The 13780-nt window shown below is 70.8% G+C and carries 17 protein-coding genes and 2 pseudogenes; 11 read left to right on the top strand and 8 right to left on the bottom strand.

The genetic code is table 11. From position 1 onward, the window contains the following. Positions 1–2 precede the first annotated feature (2 nt). From BUB75_RS48575 to BUB75_RS29385, 3 genes and pseudogenes are all read left to right on the top strand, one after another. Positions 3–212 (top strand): annotated as a pseudogene (locus BUB75_RS48575) (LysR family transcriptional regulator); the annotation flags it as partial. Then, on the top strand, positions 184–1002 hold the full coding sequence (locus BUB75_RS29390) for an aldo/keto reductase (RefSeq protein ID WP_073261280.1): 819 nt from the start codon (positions 184–186) through the stop codon (positions 1000–1002). The pseudogene BUB75_RS48575 and the gene BUB75_RS29390, both read left to right, overlap by 29 nt. Before the next feature lie 28 nt (positions 1003–1030). Next, entirely contained in the window at positions 1031–1591 is a 561-nt protein-coding gene (locus BUB75_RS29385; protein WP_073261278.1) for a GNAT family N-acetyltransferase, read from the top strand. On the opposite strand, the gene BUB75_RS29380 is transcribed toward BUB75_RS29385, so the two are convergent. Further along, on the bottom strand, positions 1588–2184 hold the full coding sequence (locus BUB75_RS29380) for a TetR/AcrR family transcriptional regulator (protein WP_073261276.1): 597 nt from the start codon (positions 2182–2184) through the stop codon (positions 1588–1590). The genes BUB75_RS29385 and BUB75_RS29380 overlap by 4 nt on opposite strands. A gap of 77 nt (positions 2185–2261) precedes the next feature. Between BUB75_RS29380 and BUB75_RS29375 the strand changes: the two genes are divergently transcribed. Beyond that, complete coding sequence (locus BUB75_RS29375; protein ID WP_073261274.1) at positions 2262–2489, top strand: hypothetical protein; 228 nt, start codon at positions 2262–2264, stop codon at positions 2487–2489. Here BUB75_RS29375 and BUB75_RS29370 read toward each other — a convergent pair. Beyond that, complete coding sequence (locus BUB75_RS29370) at positions 2486–4093, bottom strand: DUF6194 family protein (RefSeq protein WP_073261273.1); 1608 nt, start codon at positions 4091–4093, stop codon at positions 2486–2488. The two genes, BUB75_RS29375 and BUB75_RS29370, sit on opposite strands and share 4 nt — an antisense overlap. A gap of 82 nt (positions 4094–4175) precedes the next feature. Here BUB75_RS29370 and BUB75_RS29365 point away from each other — a divergent pair, with 82 nt between their 5' ends. Genes BUB75_RS29365 through BUB75_RS29355 form a run of 3 tightly spaced genes read left to right on the top strand, consistent with a single transcriptional unit; the run spans position 4176 to position 6180 of the window. After that, positions 4176–4892, top strand: a complete 717-nt coding sequence (locus tag BUB75_RS29365; protein WP_073261271.1) for a TioE family transcriptional regulator — start codon at positions 4176–4178, stop codon at positions 4890–4892. Positions 4893–4945: 53 nt separating this feature from the next. Continuing rightward, a complete protein-coding gene (locus tag BUB75_RS29360) occupies positions 4946–5449 on the top strand; it encodes a SigE family RNA polymerase sigma factor (protein ID WP_073261269.1) in 504 nt (167 codons plus the stop codon). Further along, positions 5446–6180, top strand: coding sequence for a hypothetical protein (locus tag BUB75_RS29355; RefSeq protein ID WP_073261267.1), 735 nt, complete (start codon positions 5446–5448; stop codon positions 6178–6180). The genes BUB75_RS29360 and BUB75_RS29355 overlap by 4 nt, the downstream gene beginning before the upstream one ends. A gap of 94 nt (positions 6181–6274) precedes the next feature. Here BUB75_RS29355 and BUB75_RS29350 read toward each other — a convergent pair whose 3' ends face one another. Together BUB75_RS29350 and BUB75_RS29345 are read right to left on the bottom strand one after the other, a co-directional pair. Continuing rightward, on the bottom strand, positions 6275–6856 hold the full coding sequence (locus tag BUB75_RS29350) for a GNAT family N-acetyltransferase (RefSeq protein WP_073261266.1): 582 nt from the start codon (positions 6854–6856) through the stop codon (positions 6275–6277). Positions 6857–6887: 31 nt separating this feature from the next. Beyond that, positions 6888–7709, bottom strand: coding sequence for an MOSC domain-containing protein (locus tag BUB75_RS29345; protein WP_073261264.1), 822 nt, complete (start codon positions 7707–7709; stop codon positions 6888–6890). Positions 7710–7879: 170 nt separating this feature from the next. Here BUB75_RS29345 and BUB75_RS29340 point away from each other — a divergent pair, with 170 nt between their 5' ends. After that, positions 7880–8236: a hypothetical protein gene (locus BUB75_RS29340; RefSeq protein WP_073261262.1), complete on the top strand. Its 357-nt coding sequence runs from the start codon at positions 7880–7882 to the stop codon at positions 8234–8236. Between the two features lie 18 nt (positions 8237–8254). Here BUB75_RS29340 and BUB75_RS29335 read toward each other — a convergent pair whose 3' ends face one another. Further along, positions 8255–8956, bottom strand: coding sequence for a hypothetical protein (locus BUB75_RS29335; RefSeq protein ID WP_073261260.1), 702 nt, complete (start codon positions 8954–8956; stop codon positions 8255–8257). 41 nt (positions 8957–8997) lie between these two features. Continuing rightward, positions 8998–9651 (bottom strand): annotated as a pseudogene (locus tag BUB75_RS29330) (ABC transporter ATP-binding protein); the annotation flags it as partial. Positions 9652–9805: 154 nt separating this feature from the next. On the opposite strand from BUB75_RS29330, the gene BUB75_RS29325 reads away from it, so the two are divergent. From BUB75_RS29325 to BUB75_RS29315, 3 genes are read left to right on the top strand one after another with little or no spacing between them, the layout of a single operon-like run. Continuing rightward, entirely contained in the window at positions 9806–10954 is a 1149-nt protein-coding gene (locus BUB75_RS29325) for a sensor histidine kinase (RefSeq protein ID WP_178380004.1), read from the top strand. After that, positions 10951–11601: a response regulator transcription factor gene (locus BUB75_RS29320; RefSeq protein WP_073261257.1), complete on the top strand. Its 651-nt coding sequence runs from the start codon at positions 10951–10953 to the stop codon at positions 11599–11601. Before BUB75_RS29325 ends, BUB75_RS29320 begins: the two co-directional genes overlap by 4 nt. Position 11602: 1 nt before the next feature. Then, the gene (locus BUB75_RS29315) at positions 11603–12013 is read left to right on the top strand and encodes a GNAT family N-acetyltransferase (protein WP_073261255.1); all 411 of its coding nucleotides are present in this window, start codon (positions 11603–11605) and stop codon (positions 12011–12013) included. A 3-nt stretch (positions 12014–12016) separates the two neighbouring features. On the opposite strand, the gene BUB75_RS29310 is transcribed toward BUB75_RS29315, so the two are convergent. Continuing rightward, positions 12017–13057: a hypothetical protein gene (locus BUB75_RS29310; protein ID WP_073261254.1), complete on the bottom strand. Its 1041-nt coding sequence runs from the start codon at positions 13055–13057 to the stop codon at positions 12017–12019. A gap of 173 nt (positions 13058–13230) precedes the next feature. After that, on the bottom strand, positions 13231–13773 hold the full coding sequence (locus tag BUB75_RS29305; protein ID WP_073261252.1) for a peroxiredoxin-like family protein: 543 nt from the start codon (positions 13771–13773) through the stop codon (positions 13231–13233). Between the last annotated feature and the right edge of the window lie 7 nt (positions 13774–13780).

Genomic DNA, 13780 nt, shown 5'->3' with positions numbered 1-13780 from the left:
GGAACGGCTACGGCATCGCGCTGGCACCGCAGTCGGCGTCCCGGTTCTACGCCCGGCCGGGCGTCGTCTACCGCCCGGTGACCGGCGTGAGCCCGAGCCAGGTCGCGATGGCCCGGTGTGCACCCGGCGACGCCGTGGCGCGGGCCTTCGTCCGCTGCTGCCAGAACACGGCATCATCAATGCGTGCCTCCGACCACGATTCACATCGGTAACGACCGCACCGTCCAGCGCCTGGGTTTCGGCGCGATGCGCCTCCCGACCGAGCCGACCGCCGCGCGTGCTGCCGCGATCGCCGTCGCCCGGCGCGCGGTGGCGCTCGGCGTCACGCTGATCGACACCGCGCACCTCTACGGCTGGGGCGCCAACGAGGAACTGCTCGCCGAGGCGCTGCACCCCTACCCCGACGAGCTGCTGATCACGACCAAGGTCGGCGTCGTGAAGACCCCGGAGGGTGGCGAGCTGTGCGGACGCCCCGACGTCCTGCGCCGGCAGGTCGACGAAGGGCTCCGGCGGCTGCGCCTGGAACGGGTCGAGCTGTTGCAGCTGCACCGGGTCGACCCGGAGGTCCCGCTGGCCGACCAGGTGGGGACGCTGCGCGAGTTGCAGGCCGCGGGAAAGATCGGTCATCTCGGGTTGTCGGAGGTGACCGTCGACCAGCTGAACGAGGCGCGGACGATCGCTGAGATCGCGAGCGTCCAGAACCGGTACAACGTCCTCGACCGGGAACACGAAGCCGTGCTCGACGCCTGCACCGCCGCGGGCATCGCGTTCCTCCCGTGGCGGCCGGTTCATCCGCTGCTGGACGCTCCGGACGTCACCGCCGTCGCCGCGGAACTCGAAGCTACGGCCGCCCAGGTATCGCTCGCCTGGCTGCTGCACCGGTCGCCGGTGATGCTGCCGATCCCCGGGACGGCGTCGATACCGCACCTGGAGGAGAACGTCGGGGCCGCGACGCTGTCGCTGACCGACGATCAGCTGCAGCGGCTCACCGCCCTGCGCTGAACGCCGCCACGACACGCTGGAGGTTCACATGTTCACGGTGACGCTGGGGGACGACGGCGCGCTGTTGCGGCGCCTGGAGCCGTGGCGGTCCGACGAGTTCCTGGCGAACATCAACCGTGGCCGCGAGTGGATCGGCCGCTTCATCCGACTGGCCGACGTGGTGACCGACGCCGCGTCCGCCCGGACGTTTCTGCAGGCCTACGCGGAGAAGGCCGCCGCGGACACCGGACACATCTTCGGCATCTGGAGCGACGGAGTCCTCGTCGGCGGGGTGCTGTTCCGGTCGATGAACGTCCATGAGGGCACCGCCGAAGCGGGGTGCTGGCTGGAGCCCGCAGCAACCGGCAAGGGCCTGGTCACGCGTGCCGCACGCCGGATCATCGACTGGGCGATCGAGGAGCGTGGCATCCACCGCGTGGAGTGGCGGGCAGCGTCGGGCAACGAGCCGAGCATCGCGGTGGCCCGGCGGCTCGGCATGACGCGAGACGGCGTGCTGCGCGAGGGCGACCTCCACCGCGGCCAACGCCACGACCTAGAAGTCTGGTCCGTCCTGGCCCCCGAATGGCGCTCCGCCGAGCGAGCGGGCTAGGCGGGGGCGACGCGGCGGATCGCGTGGGCGAGGATCTCGCGGGCTCGCTCGATCGGTAGGCGGTACAGCGCAACGTCCGTCCCCAGCCCCCGTGCCAGCACCCACAACGCCTGCCCGTCCAGCGACGGATCGACATCCGCCCCCACCCGCCCGGCCTCCTTCGCCAGCGCGACGACGTGCACGGCCAGCGCCAGCAGCTCATCGTCGCCCTCGACCAGGACCTCCGCCAGCCGCTCGTCCTCCCGCGCCCGCGCCGCGTACGCCAGGTGGACGCGGATCGCGTCCCGCGTCTCGGGGTCACCGCCGAGCAGCTCGTCGAGGACGGCGACCAGCGCCGCCCTCGGGTCGTCGTCCGGTTCGTCGCTCAGCCGCGCGGCGATCCGTTGCTCCATCCGGCGGTGCGCGTCCTGCAGCGCGAAGAGCAGCAGGTCGTCCTTGGTGCGGAAGTAGTACTGGACCCGCCCCATCGAGACGCCGGCCTCCGCCGCGACCGAGCGCAGCGACACCTCCTCCAACCCGCCCCGGGCGATCAGGTCCCAGGCCGCACGACTCAGCGTGGTGCGGTTCAGCTCGTGGTCAGCGGTGCGGGGCACGAGCCGAGCATAACAATGCGACCGCATGGTAACGTCGAACGTGTCCAATGCAGTCGCATTGTTATGAGGTGAGGTCCATGACCCGCAAGACCGTCGACGGCTGGCAAGGGCTCTTCTGCTTCGTCGGCGTCACGCTCGGCGTGATTCCGCTGGCTCAGTACGCGTTCGGCATCCGCCGCGGTGGCCTACTGCGGTTCGTTCTCGGCCAAGACCCGGGTGCGGCGCTCTGGATCGTGCCGCTGACGATCCTGGGCCTGGCGATCACCGGGGTGCTGCTGTTCGAACGGTTGAAGCCGCGGGCCTAAGCGGTGGTTCGCCGCTTTTCCCTGGCTACGGCGTTGCCGTGTGCCAAGGCCACCAGCCGCTCAACTTCCGGCAGCGTGCGGTCCGGATTCAGCACACACATCCAGCCCTGGTTGCCGTAGACCGGGTGCGGCAACAGCTCGTCGACAGCCGTGTAGTCGAAACGATGCGCGGACAGCTCCCGCGGCGGGAAGCCGAACCGCCGCTCGAACTCGGCCCGCCCGACGTGCAGGTTGAGCCGGACGACGTCGGGCCGGTCGAGCTGTGACTCCTCGTCGTAACCCGGCATGTTGCGGATCACGATCGTGGCGAACGGCCGGTACTGGTCGTCGCCGAGGAAGAAGAAGTAGTTGCCCCAGTTGCTCTCCGGCGCCTGCGACCCGTACTCGGCCTGCAACGCCGTCACGTCCGGAAGCGTGCTGATTCGCGCAGCCAACGCGGCCGCCCGCGCCGCAGCGGCCTCCGAGACGGTCGCCGTCGGCTCGGGAGCCTCGCCGGGAGCCGCGGCAACGTGCAGCACCGCGTCGGTCGTCGCGAGGTCCTCGCCGTCCAGCGGGAAGTAGCGGTAGTCCGGCGCGTCGGTCCTCGCCTGCTTCCCGCTGGTCACCTCACGCACCGCGGTTCCCCCGAACAATCCGCTGCCCAGAGCGTCCAGAGCGTGTTCGTACGTACCGGGGGGAGGCGACCCCAGACGGAGCCGTGGGCTCGCGCCGAGGCTCCCCGTGATGAGCGCGTAGCGCTCGCCGAGCAACGAGGAGAGGATCGAGCCGGCGCTCGACCACTCCAGGTTCTCGCCGCCCATCTGCATCCGGCCCACGTGCCGCTGCACGTGGCGGTTGTGCGTGTGGACGAGCGTCGGCCCGCGGTGCTGCTCGACGACCCGGATGTCGAGCAGGTTCTGCGCCATCCAGGCGTCGCGCACGGCGGCCATCCGGGAGAGCGGATCGGGTCCACCGGCGGCGATCTGCGCGTGGTAGCGCAGCAGTCCGAGCGCCGTCGACGCGCAGACCGCCGCCCGCCGCCACGCCGACACCGACGAGGCCGCCACCAGCCGCGGCGTCGACGCGTACAGCGCGACGATCAGATCGTCGGTCGCCGCCCGCAGCGCCATCGCCTCGGGCGAGGCCCCGATCGACAGCGCGGGATCGAGCACCTCGTCCCACGGCTCGTCGTCGCCGATCAGGGCGTCGATCGAGTTCCAGCGCTCGGGAGCGACGTACTCGCACAACTCTCGCAGGTACGGTCGCGGACTCGGCGCGTTCGTGATGTCCAGCGGGGTGTCGAAGCCGTGGAAGGTGAGCGGCTCGGCGTGCGACTCGTTGTAGGCACGCATCCAGTCGATGAGCTCGCGGTTCCCTTCCAGCAGCCCGAAACCGTGGCTGAAGTCGTCGGTCCGCACCGACTCCGCCCGGCCGCTGACATAGTCGTCGATGGTGAAGGCCGCGAGACGGTCGGTCTCCAGCGCGATCGACCGGAACCCACGGTCGACCAGCGCGGCGAAAATCTGGTTGCGCTGTTGTTGGAACGCCGGTTCGGCGTGCGACGGTTCGCCGAGTGCCAGCACGGTGGGGTCGCGGACGAGCAGGGCATTCAGAGCGATTTCCATAGCTTCTACCGTATCTTTGAACTAGCGGTTGAGACTTTTCCGCCAATAGCCCGGGAGGAGTGCCCTGAAAGCTCAAACCGGAGTGCACACCTACCGGCCGGTGGAGCTCGCCCGCGAGCACGGCCTGACCGCCCAGGCGATCCGCAACTACGAGGAACGCGGTGTGCTCCCGCCTGCCGAGCGCACCGCCACCGGCTACCGGATCTACACCGACCTGCACGCGATCGCGCTTCGCGCGTATCTCGCCCAACTGCCTGCCCACGGGTACGCGACCGGCGGTGAGATCCTCCGCGCAATCAACAACAACGCTGTGGACGACGCCCTGCGCGCCGTCGATCGCAGCCACGCCCAGCTACTGCGCGACCGGGAGACGCTGGACGTCGTCGAGGCCGCTATCGGGGTGCTGACCGAGCCGGCCGCCGACCGTCCCGACCGGCTGCTGCCGGTGAGCGCGGTGGCCCAGCGGCTGAGCGTGAGCCCGGCGACGCTCCGGAAGTGGGAGCGGGCCGGGATCCTCACGCCGCAGCGCGACCTGGCCACCGGCTACCGCCTTTACAGCGCCGACGACGTCCGCGACGCCGAACTCGCCCACCTGCTCCGACGCGGCGGGTACCTGCTGGCCCACATCGCGACCGTGGTGGAGCAGGTCCGCACCGCGGGCGGTGTCGACGCGCTGGCGGCGTCGCTGGCCGGATGGCGGGAGCGGCTGACCGATCGCGGCCGCGCCATGCTCACCGCCGCCGGCCGGCTCGACGACTACCTGCGGTACCGAGAACAGAATTCGACTGCAACCGACTGATCGCGCGGGCGTGTACCCCTGTGAGAGCACACGACGACAGACGGGGGTCGCCGGTGGAGTCCGAAAGCGAGACGGAATTCGCGACGTTCTACGCCGCGCACTTCCCATCGCTGTGCAAGCAGCTGTACGCGTACACCGGCGACCGAGGCGAAGCCCAGGACGTCGTCCAGGAGGCGTTCTCCCGCGGGTGGGCGCGCTGGTCGACGATCCGGGGTTACGACGAACCGTCGGCCTGGGTGCGCACGGTCGCCTGGCGGCTGGCGATCAGCCGGTGGCGAAGAGCCCGCCGCGCGCTGTCGTTCCTGGCCGGGCAACGCGAGGAGCCGGTGGTACCGCCGCCGGACCCGGCGCACGTCGCGCTGGTCGCGGCGCTCTCGACGTTACCGACCAAACATCGCCGGGCGATCGTCCTGCACTACCTCGCAGATCTCCCGGTCGCGGAGATCGCCGCGAGCGAGCGGGTCGCCGACGGCACGGTGAAGTCCTGGCTGCACCGAGGGCGCGCCGCGCTCGCGGATCAACTGGCCGAGCCGACGTTGGAACGGAGGGCGCAGTGAACGAGAACGTCGTGGGACAACTCCAAGATCTACGGGCCGCGCCGGACGAGCCGTACCAGGGCCTCGGTTCGGCTGCCGCCCGCGTGCGCGCCGCCGAACGGCGTCGGCACCAGCGGGGTGCAGCGGTGGCCGCCATCCTGGTGCTGGTGATCGCCGCGGTGGGGGTCGTCCTCGGGTTCCGCCGGGATACCACCGACCGCCTGCAGCCGGTGACTCCGCCCCCGAACCAGGGGGCTACCTACCACAACGAGATTCCGCCCACGAAGAGTCCGGAACCCGGTTCGCCCACGACGTCGCTGGGCCAGATCGACTGGGCGAATTCGGTGATGGACCTGCCGCCGAACGAGATGTGCCCGCACCGCCGGGTGCAGTTCACCGACGGCAAGGCGTCGCTCGGCCACTGGCAGTACTCGATCGTGCGCTTCGGCCCTCCGCTCTACGGCGACTTCGACCGCGACGGCTTCACCGACGCGGTGGCAATCATCGAGTGTCACGGTGACGACGACGTCGGCGGGCCGGAATCGCGGTTCTTGATCGCCGCCTTCGCCGGGAACGCTAAGGGTGGCCCGACGCCGATCGGGGTCGTGGACGCAATGCAGGCCTACATCGACCCGGTGCTCAGTTCACGGCACCAAGGCAGCACGATCGTCATCGACTACCGCCCGGCACATGACATGCCGCAGGTGTGGGCGTACCGCTGGAACGGCACGAAGTTCATCAGGTCGAACTGAGCTACACCGCCGGTCGCCGCACGGAACGGTGCGGCGACCGCGCGGCCTCCTGGTGCCGGGCCCGAACCGGGCCGGGCGGCCGGCGTCGGGTCGCCTAGTTCGCGGAAGCGGCCCACTCGTCTTTCGTGAGCGCGTACTCGACGTCGCCGTGCTCATCGCCGGGAACGTGGTCGGGCCAGTCGTCGCGGCACGCGCCCACGTACCGCAGCCCGGCCTTCTCCATTACGCGGCGGGACGCGCCATGGACCGCCAACGCCTCCGCGAACACCCGGTCGACGCCGAGCTCGGTGAAGCCCTTGCGGATCAGCGCCCGCGATCCCTCGGTGGCGTACCCTTTGCCCCACGCCGAGCGACGCAGCCGGTAGCCCAGCTCGATGCCCTCGCGGACACTGCCGTCCGCGCGCACCGGCTTGTCGTTGGGCCGGAAGATCAGCCAGCCGAGGAACTCACCGGTCGACTTCTCGATCGCCGCGAAGTAGCCGAAGCCCTCGTACTGTTCGTAGAACGACTTCCAGCGGGGCAGCACCTCGTCGCGGACCTCTTCCAGCGGCGTCGGCTTGCCCCCGGTGATGAACCAGGTCACCTCAGGATCGCTGTTGACATCGACGATCAGCTCGAGATCATCGTCGGTGAAGTGCCGCAGTATCAGGCGTTCGGTCTCCAGGAAAACCCGCATGCACTCATCCTGGGTGGTTCGCGCCACTCATTTACCGGGCGTCTCCCCACGCGTCGACCTGCAGTTCGTCACCGACCGAGACCTTCCCGCCGCGCAGCACCGACAGTTTGACGCCGAACGCCACCCCGCCGGAGTCGCGGCGGAACGTCGCGAGCGTGCGCAACGGCTCCGGGCCCTGCTTCCGGCCGGTGTCCTGGTCCACAGTGACCACCGCACACCGAAGGCAGCGCTTCGCGAACGCCAACTCGGTGTCACCGACCCGGAACCGCCGAAGCCGGTCCTCGGTGAACGGCGCGTCCCATCCGTCGACCACGAGGTTCGCCCGGAACCGCCGCATCGGCAGCGCCGGTTGCCCGACGGCGGTCAGGCGCGCGTTCAAACTTTCGAGCGACGCCCGGGAGAGCAACATCAGCGGCGCGCTGTCGGCGTAACTCGCGGTGCCGTCGACGGCGCCCTTGGTTACCCGCTCGTGTTCCGGGGGCACCCGCACCAGCCGGTACTGCCCGCCGAGCACGGTCGCGAGCCACTCCGCGACCGGCGCGCCCTGGTCGATGCCGGTGAAATGCTCGCCGAACAGCGTCACCGGCCGCCGGGGCCCGGTGACGTCGATCGGAACCGCGCAGGGCTCGACGTCGGGGGCGTCCAGCGTCAGGGTCGTGCCGTCGTCGCTCACCGCGGGACGGATGACGGCGAGCCGCGGGAGGGCACGCTGGGTCTGGTAGTCGCCGTCCGGGTCGGTCACCAGGAACGCACGGTCGTGCGACGGCCCGGCCGGAGCGATCGTCACCGAGCCGGCCGCGGTCGGCGCGCAGGATTTCACCGGGTAATAGGCCAGCTCAACGATGGTTGCCACCTGTTGGACCCTAGGCTGTCCGACCGTGGGCGAACACAACCCCCGGGCCGCCGACCTGCCGCAGTTTCCGTGGGAGCCGTGGTCGGTGGACGACGTGGTGCGGGGGTTCGCGGGGGCGCCGGTGGGCTGGTGGCTCCCGGCTGGACGTTCACATCGCGCGCGACGGGGAGTTGTTCCCTGCGAACGACCACCCGCTGCTCCCCGGCGACCACAACCTCTGGGCCCGCCACCCGGGTGAGCAGGTCTGGCGGGTCCAGATCAACCTCGAACCGATCACCGCGGGCACCTGGGCGTACCGTCGCGACCCACGCGTCACCCGCCCGGTCGCCGAGGCTTCCTGGCGATCCGGGCGGGTGACCTGCATCAACCCCGCCGTGCAGCTGCCCTGGAAGGCCCGGTCGCCACGGGACCGGGACGAGCAGGACTATCGACTGGTGCATCCGCGGCTGCCCGCTGCCGAGCGACGCTGGCTCCGGGACGCCGTCCGCCTCGCTCATCCGGAGTCGCCGTGGGCGGCCGGTGACTGACGTCGCGAACTCGTCCCCTCAGCCCAAGTCGGCGCGCCGGATGCGGAGGGTTCCGAGTACTGCCGGGAGCGCGATCCAGAGCAGGGACGACGTGAGCAGTTGCGCCCACTCACGGCCGGTGACGCCCGGCTCGGCCAGCGGCGCCCGCGACTGCCCGATATCCAGCCACGGCGACACGGAGTCCAACCCCGGCACGATCCGCCCCACGAACGTCCAGGCGAACGGCACCACGTAATAGACCACGATCGCCGGCGCCGACTGCCACAGCAGAAGGCCGAACGACGTCCCGAACATCATCGTCAGCCAATTGACCAGCGTTAATTGGACGACCACGGCGCCGGAGAAACTCCAGTCCCCACCGGACGCGAGCCCGGCGAACGCAACCGCGAACCCGACCGCGGTCGTCGCCAGCGACAGCAGGCCGGCGGCGGCGAGTTTCGCGGCGACGATCCGCTCGCGGGCCGGCACGAGGACGAACGTGGTCAGCGCCGTCCGCTGCGACCACTCGCCGGTCACCAGGAGCAGGCCGAGCAGCGGCGTCAGCACCGAGACCGGCTGCTGCGCGTTCGCGACCACCGAATTCCACGTCTTGACGTCGGCGAACCCGAGTTGCAGGCCGACCACCAGGGCCGCGAGCACGCCGATCGTCACCAGGAGCCAGACGCCGGCCCGGGTGTCGGTGGCCTTGCGCAGCTCGACGAGCGTCAGCCGGGCGCTCATTCCACCGCTCCGGTCAACCGGAGGAAAGTCTCCTCCAGATCATCGGCGCCCAGGTCGTCGCGACTGCCTTGCGCCACGACCCGGCCCTCGGCGATGACGACCAGGTAGTCCGCGGTGCGGTCGATCTCGGCGAGCAGATGGGAGGAGAGCAGGACGGTGCCACCGCGGTCGGCATGTTCGCGCAGCAGGCGGCGCATCCATCGGATACCCCCCGGGTCGAGGCCGTTCGCCGGCTCGTCGAGAACGAGCACCTCGGGCTCGCCCAGCAGCGCGTGTGCGATCCCGAGGCGCTGGCGCATCCCGAGCGAGTATCCGCGCACGCGCTTCCGGGTCGCTTCCTCGGTCAGCCCGACCAGGTCGAGAACCTCGTCCACCCGATCGCGGCCCAGGCCGAGCACCTGCGCGGAGAGCGTGAGGATCTCACGGCCGGTACGACCGAGGTGATGTGCCGAAGCATCTAGCAGGACGCCGACCCGCCGCCCGGGATCAGGCAGCGCCCGGTAGGGCACCCCGTCGACGAGAGCGGCCCCGGACGTCGGCGCGCTCAACCCACAGACCATGCGCAGGGTGGTGGACTTGCCCGCCCCGTTGGGGCCGAGAAAACCAGTGACCGTGCCCGGCTCGCAGCGGAACGTGACGTCGTCCACGACGAGCCGGCCGTTGTAGCGTTTGGACAGTTGCCGGATGTCGATCATGCCGTCGAGGGTGGGCGGAGCGCGGGTGGTCGGGCATCGGTCGCCGGACACCGCACGCGGGCGATTAAGACGGCCCCGGGCACCGACTTTGGTAGGGGCACCGCCCGGTCTTCGGACGCTGCCCGCACCGACCCGGCGCCCCTACGCTGGGGCCATGTCCCGCATCCGCGCCCGGTGGTGGGACGTCACGTGTATCGCGCTGACGCTGGCTCTCGGGGCGTTGTTGCTGCGGTTCGGGGACGCGATGGCCGATCCCGCGCCGCTGCTGCCCTGGCAGGTCCACGCCGTTCTGGGCACGCTCTGCTGCGTCGGGCTGTGGTGGCGTCACCGTTGGCCGCTGGGACTGGCCTGGGCGTGCGTCCCGGCCGGGGCGATCTCCGGCATGGCGGCCGCGCCGATCACCGTCGCCGTCTTCGCCGTGGCTGTGCACCACCGTGCCCGGACGGCGCTGACCGTGGCAGTAGCCAACCTCGCGACGGTCCCGGTGTTCTTCCTGCTGCAGGCGAATCCGAGGTTCCCGATCTGGGTCGACTTCGTGCTGCGCGGTGCGTTTCTCGCGGCCGCTGTCGGCTGGGGGTCTGCTGTGCGCGCGCAGCGTCAACTGGTCGGCTCCCTGCGAGAACGTGCGGCTCAACTCGAGGCTGAGCAGCACCTCCGCGTCGACCAGGCCCGGCTGACCGAGCGGACCCGCATCGCACGCGAGATGCACGACGTCCTGGCGCACCGATTGTCGCTGCTCAGCCTGCACGCCGGGGCACTGGAGATTCGGACCGACGCGCGCCCGGAGGAGGTGTCGGCTGCGGCGGGCGTGATCCGTGCGAGCACGCACGAGGCCCTGGAGGAGCTCCGCTCGGTCATCGGTGTGCTCCGCGAGGAACCGTCCGGCGTGACCGGCGCCGAGCGACCGCAGCCCGGCCTGGCCGACCTCCCGGAGCTGATCGAGACCGCTCGTGCCGCCGGCACGAAGGTGGACTTCGCGTGTCCGATCGAGAAGGTCCCGGCCACCCTGGGCCGCACGGTGTACCGGCTGGTCCAGGAGGGGTTGACGAACGTCCGCAAGCACGCGCCGCACACCGCGGCACGGGTGCGGGTCGCCGGAACGCCGGCGGAGGGCCTTCGGGCCCTGGTCACGAACCCGCTGCCGCTGACACCACCGTCCACCGGTGTCCCCGGCGCCGGCATGGGCCTCGTCGGCCTCCGCGAACGCTTCGCGCTCGCGGGCGGCCGCTTGGAGTACGGTCCCGACGAGGACGGCTGCTTCACGCTGGAGGGATGGTTGCCCTGGCCGAAGACCGACCCATGATCCGGCTGGCCATCGTGGACGACGATCCGCTGGTGCGGGCCGGGCTGCGAATGCTGCTCGCCGCCGCCTCCGACATCGAGATCGTGGCCGAGGCCGCGGACGGCGCAGAGGCCGCCGTTGCGGTGGACGCGCACTCGCCGGACGTCGTCCTGATGGACATCCGGATGCCCAAGGTCGACGGGTTGATCGCGACCGAGCGGCTGCGGTCGCGGGCGAACCGACCCCACGTCATCGTCTTGACCACCTTCTCCGCCGACGACTACGTGCTGCGGGCCCTCCGTGCCGGGGCCAGCGGGTTCCTCCTGAAGGACACGCCGCCGCGCGACCTCATCCAGGCCGTGCGCACGATCGTGGCCGGCGACGCGATGCTCTCGCCGTCGATCACCAAGCAGCTCATCGAGCACGTCGCCGACCCCGGCGCGGGAGCGCGGCAGCAGGACGCCCGCACGCGGTTGGCACGGCTGACCGCTCGCGAGCGCGAGGTGGCGCAGGCCGTGGGCCGGGGACGGTCGAACGCGGAGATCGCGGCTGACCTCCGAATGAGCGTGCCCACCGTGAAAGCGCACGTGTCGCGGCTGCTCACCAAGCTCGACGCGACCAACCGCGTTCAGATCGCCCTGGTCGTGCACGACGCGGGTGCGCGCTGACATGAGTGACGTCCGCCGAGCCACCGAGGAGGACGCCGAGGCGGTCTTCGTGTTGGCCGCGGAGATGGCGGTCAGCTTCACGGTGGAGCGGGAGGCGTTCGGGCGCGGTCTGTCCTCGGTCCTGAACACCGCAGGGGCGCACCTGCTCGTCGTCGGCGCCGTTGAGGGGTACCTGCTCGGCTTCGTCCACCCGACGTTCTACGCGAACGGTCCGGTGGGCTGGGTCGAGGAGATCGCCGTGCGGCACGACCGGCGACGCCACGGGCTGGGCGCCCGGCTGATGGCAGCGTTCGAGGATTTGGCGCGCTCCGAGGGGTGCGTGCTCACCGCGCTCGCGACGCGACGCGCCGCCGATTTCTACGCGGCCCTCGGGTACCAGGCCGGCGCCGAGTACTTCAGCAAGCGGCTCTGACCGTCATCCCGCCGCCGAGGCGGCGGGGGTGGGGGTAGGAGCTTCTTCGTGGCGCAGGCGGTAGAACGCGGAACCGAGCAGGGCCACTGTCACGACGGTGATCGTGAGGTCGCCGATGAGGGCTTCCGTGGGGGACGCCGGTGCGTAATTCGGTACCACGTAGGCTCCCGCCGCGGCGAGCACCAACGGCCCGGAGAACGCGGCCAGCACGTGTCGGTGGGTCCATCCGGGACGGTGGGACCAGCGCACGATCACAACGACCGCGATCACGATCGCCAACACGTTGATCGCGACTCCTCCCCACCCAGGCACGAGGTCCGCGGTGGCCGCCGCAGCCAGCGTCACCACCGCACTCCAGAAGGCCCGCGGCGCCCGCCGCTCCGGACGACTCCAGGCGACCGGCCGGGGCAGGCGCCAGGCCACGGACGGCGGCCACGACCGCGGCCACAGCGCGAGCCCGATCAGTGCGACAACGAGCGTCGCCGCGAACGCGAGCTGGTACGGCTCGGCGGAATAGCCCTTCACGGCGTCCGAATGAATGAGCAGGCTGCCGAGCACGAACAGAACCCCCACCACCGCGAGGCCCACCGGGCCGAGCCAGGGCTCACGACGGCGGTCGGGTGCGACGAACGACTCGACGATCGCGATCGGCACGCAGATGCTGAGCACGATGTGGTTGCCGATGTAGTTCAGCGCGTCGCCGGCGCTGACCTCGATGCCGGGTAGAAGGGTCGCCCTCGGGTCCCGGATGAGGTCGGCGTACTCGGTGTCGGCGAGGTAGTCCAGGTTGAACAGTGCCTGGTCGACGATGCCCGCCTGGTAGATGCCGAACGCGGCGCCCATCAGCGCGATCGCCGGCCAGCCCCGGCCGGTGCGGCGCACGGCCTCGCGGATCAGGACGGCGGCGGCGCCGTAGAGCGGGCTGAGGAACACAACGACGAGCAGGTAGTCGGAGAGCGCGAAGCCGCCCCACGAACATTCGGCGGTCCACGGCGCCAGCACCCACAGTGCCAGCACGAGGGCGATCCGTCGTCGGCGAGACATCGGCGCTCCTTCTGGTCTGCGCCGACCGTCCTGCCGACGCAGATCCAGGGTTGCGCCGGTGCCTACCCCGGCTCAGCGGCCGGGAGTCGAGCGGGTATCGACCAAGGTCGACGGACGCGTCAGCCGGCCGCCGGGCGCGAGCGCTCGGCGGAGGTTGGCGAAGGCAGGAAGCGTCATCGGACACCCGCCGGGAGTCCCTTGACGATGGCCAGGAGCTCGTCGACCGACCACTGGTCGTAGGCGTGCTCGCCGTACTTCTGCGCGACGACGGTGCCGTCGGGGGCGATCAGGAAGTCGCCGGGCAGGCCGAGACGGCCATTGGGCTGGGTGGGCGACGGTAGGCGCTCACGGGCCACCAGACCGCGGACGACGGCTCGCACGATCGTCGTCCATACCCGTGGGTCCAGCAGGGCCCGGCGTCCGGACTCCACGCCGAACTCGCGGTAGAGGTGCTTGTCCGGGTCGGCGACCGCAGGGAACGGCAGGTCCGCGGTGTGTTCCCGCAGTTCGTCGGCGGGCGAATGGAACACCACGACTTCCTGGACGCCGTTGGCCACGATCTCGTCGTGGCGCTGGACGATCGTCCGTAAGTGCAGGTTGCAGACGGGGCATCCGGCGAACCGCCGGAACTGCAGATGGACGTGTTTTCCGGCGAGGGGCACGCGGAGCGGCGCGCCGTTCACCGGCCGAAGTTCACGGATAGGCACGTGCTTCATCGCCGAC

It is taken from the genome of Cryptosporangium aurantiacum (assembly GCF_900143005.1).
Lineage (GTDB): Bacteria > Actinomycetota > Actinomycetes > Mycobacteriales > Cryptosporangiaceae > Cryptosporangium > Cryptosporangium aurantiacum.
The sequence above is the reverse complement of the archived record's forward strand: the minus strand, read 5'-3'. Positions and strand labels throughout refer to the sequence as shown.

Bases quoted from the DNA above. Each gene is read 5' to 3' on its own strand.
- BUB75_RS29385 (WP_073261278.1), top strand. From the start codon at position 1,031: ATGTTCACGGTGACGCTGGGGGACGACGGCGCGCTGTTGCGGCGCCTG.
- BUB75_RS29375 (WP_073261274.1), top strand. From the start codon at position 2,262: ATGACCCGCAAGACCGTCGACGGCTGGCAAGGGCTCTTCTGCTTCGTC.
- BUB75_RS29370 (WP_073261273.1), bottom strand. From the start codon at position 4,093: ATGGAAATCGCTCTGAATGCCCTGCTCGTCCGCGACCCCACCGTGCTG.
- BUB75_RS29350 (WP_073261266.1), bottom strand. From the start codon at position 6,856: ATGCGGGTTTTCCTGGAGACCGAACGCCTGATACTGCGGCACTTCACC.
- BUB75_RS29335 (WP_073261260.1), bottom strand. From the start codon at position 8,956: ATGAGCGCCCGGCTGACGCTCGTCGAGCTGCGCAAGGCCACCGACACC.
- BUB75_RS29325 (WP_178380004.1), top strand. From the start codon at position 9,806: ATGTCCCGCATCCGCGCCCGGTGGTGGGACGTCACGTGTATCGCGCTG.
- BUB75_RS29320 (WP_073261257.1), top strand. From the start codon at position 10,951: ATGATCCGGCTGGCCATCGTGGACGACGATCCGCTGGTGCGGGCCGGG.
- BUB75_RS29315 (WP_073261255.1), top strand. From the start codon at position 11,603: ATGAGTGACGTCCGCCGAGCCACCGAGGAGGACGCCGAGGCGGTCTTC.
- BUB75_RS29310 (WP_073261254.1), bottom strand. From the start codon at position 13,057: ATGTCTCGCCGACGACGGATCGCCCTCGTGCTGGCACTGTGGGTGCTG.
- BUB75_RS29305 (WP_073261252.1), bottom strand. From the start codon at position 13,773: ATGAAGCACGTGCCTATCCGTGAACTTCGGCCGGTGAACGGCGCGCCG.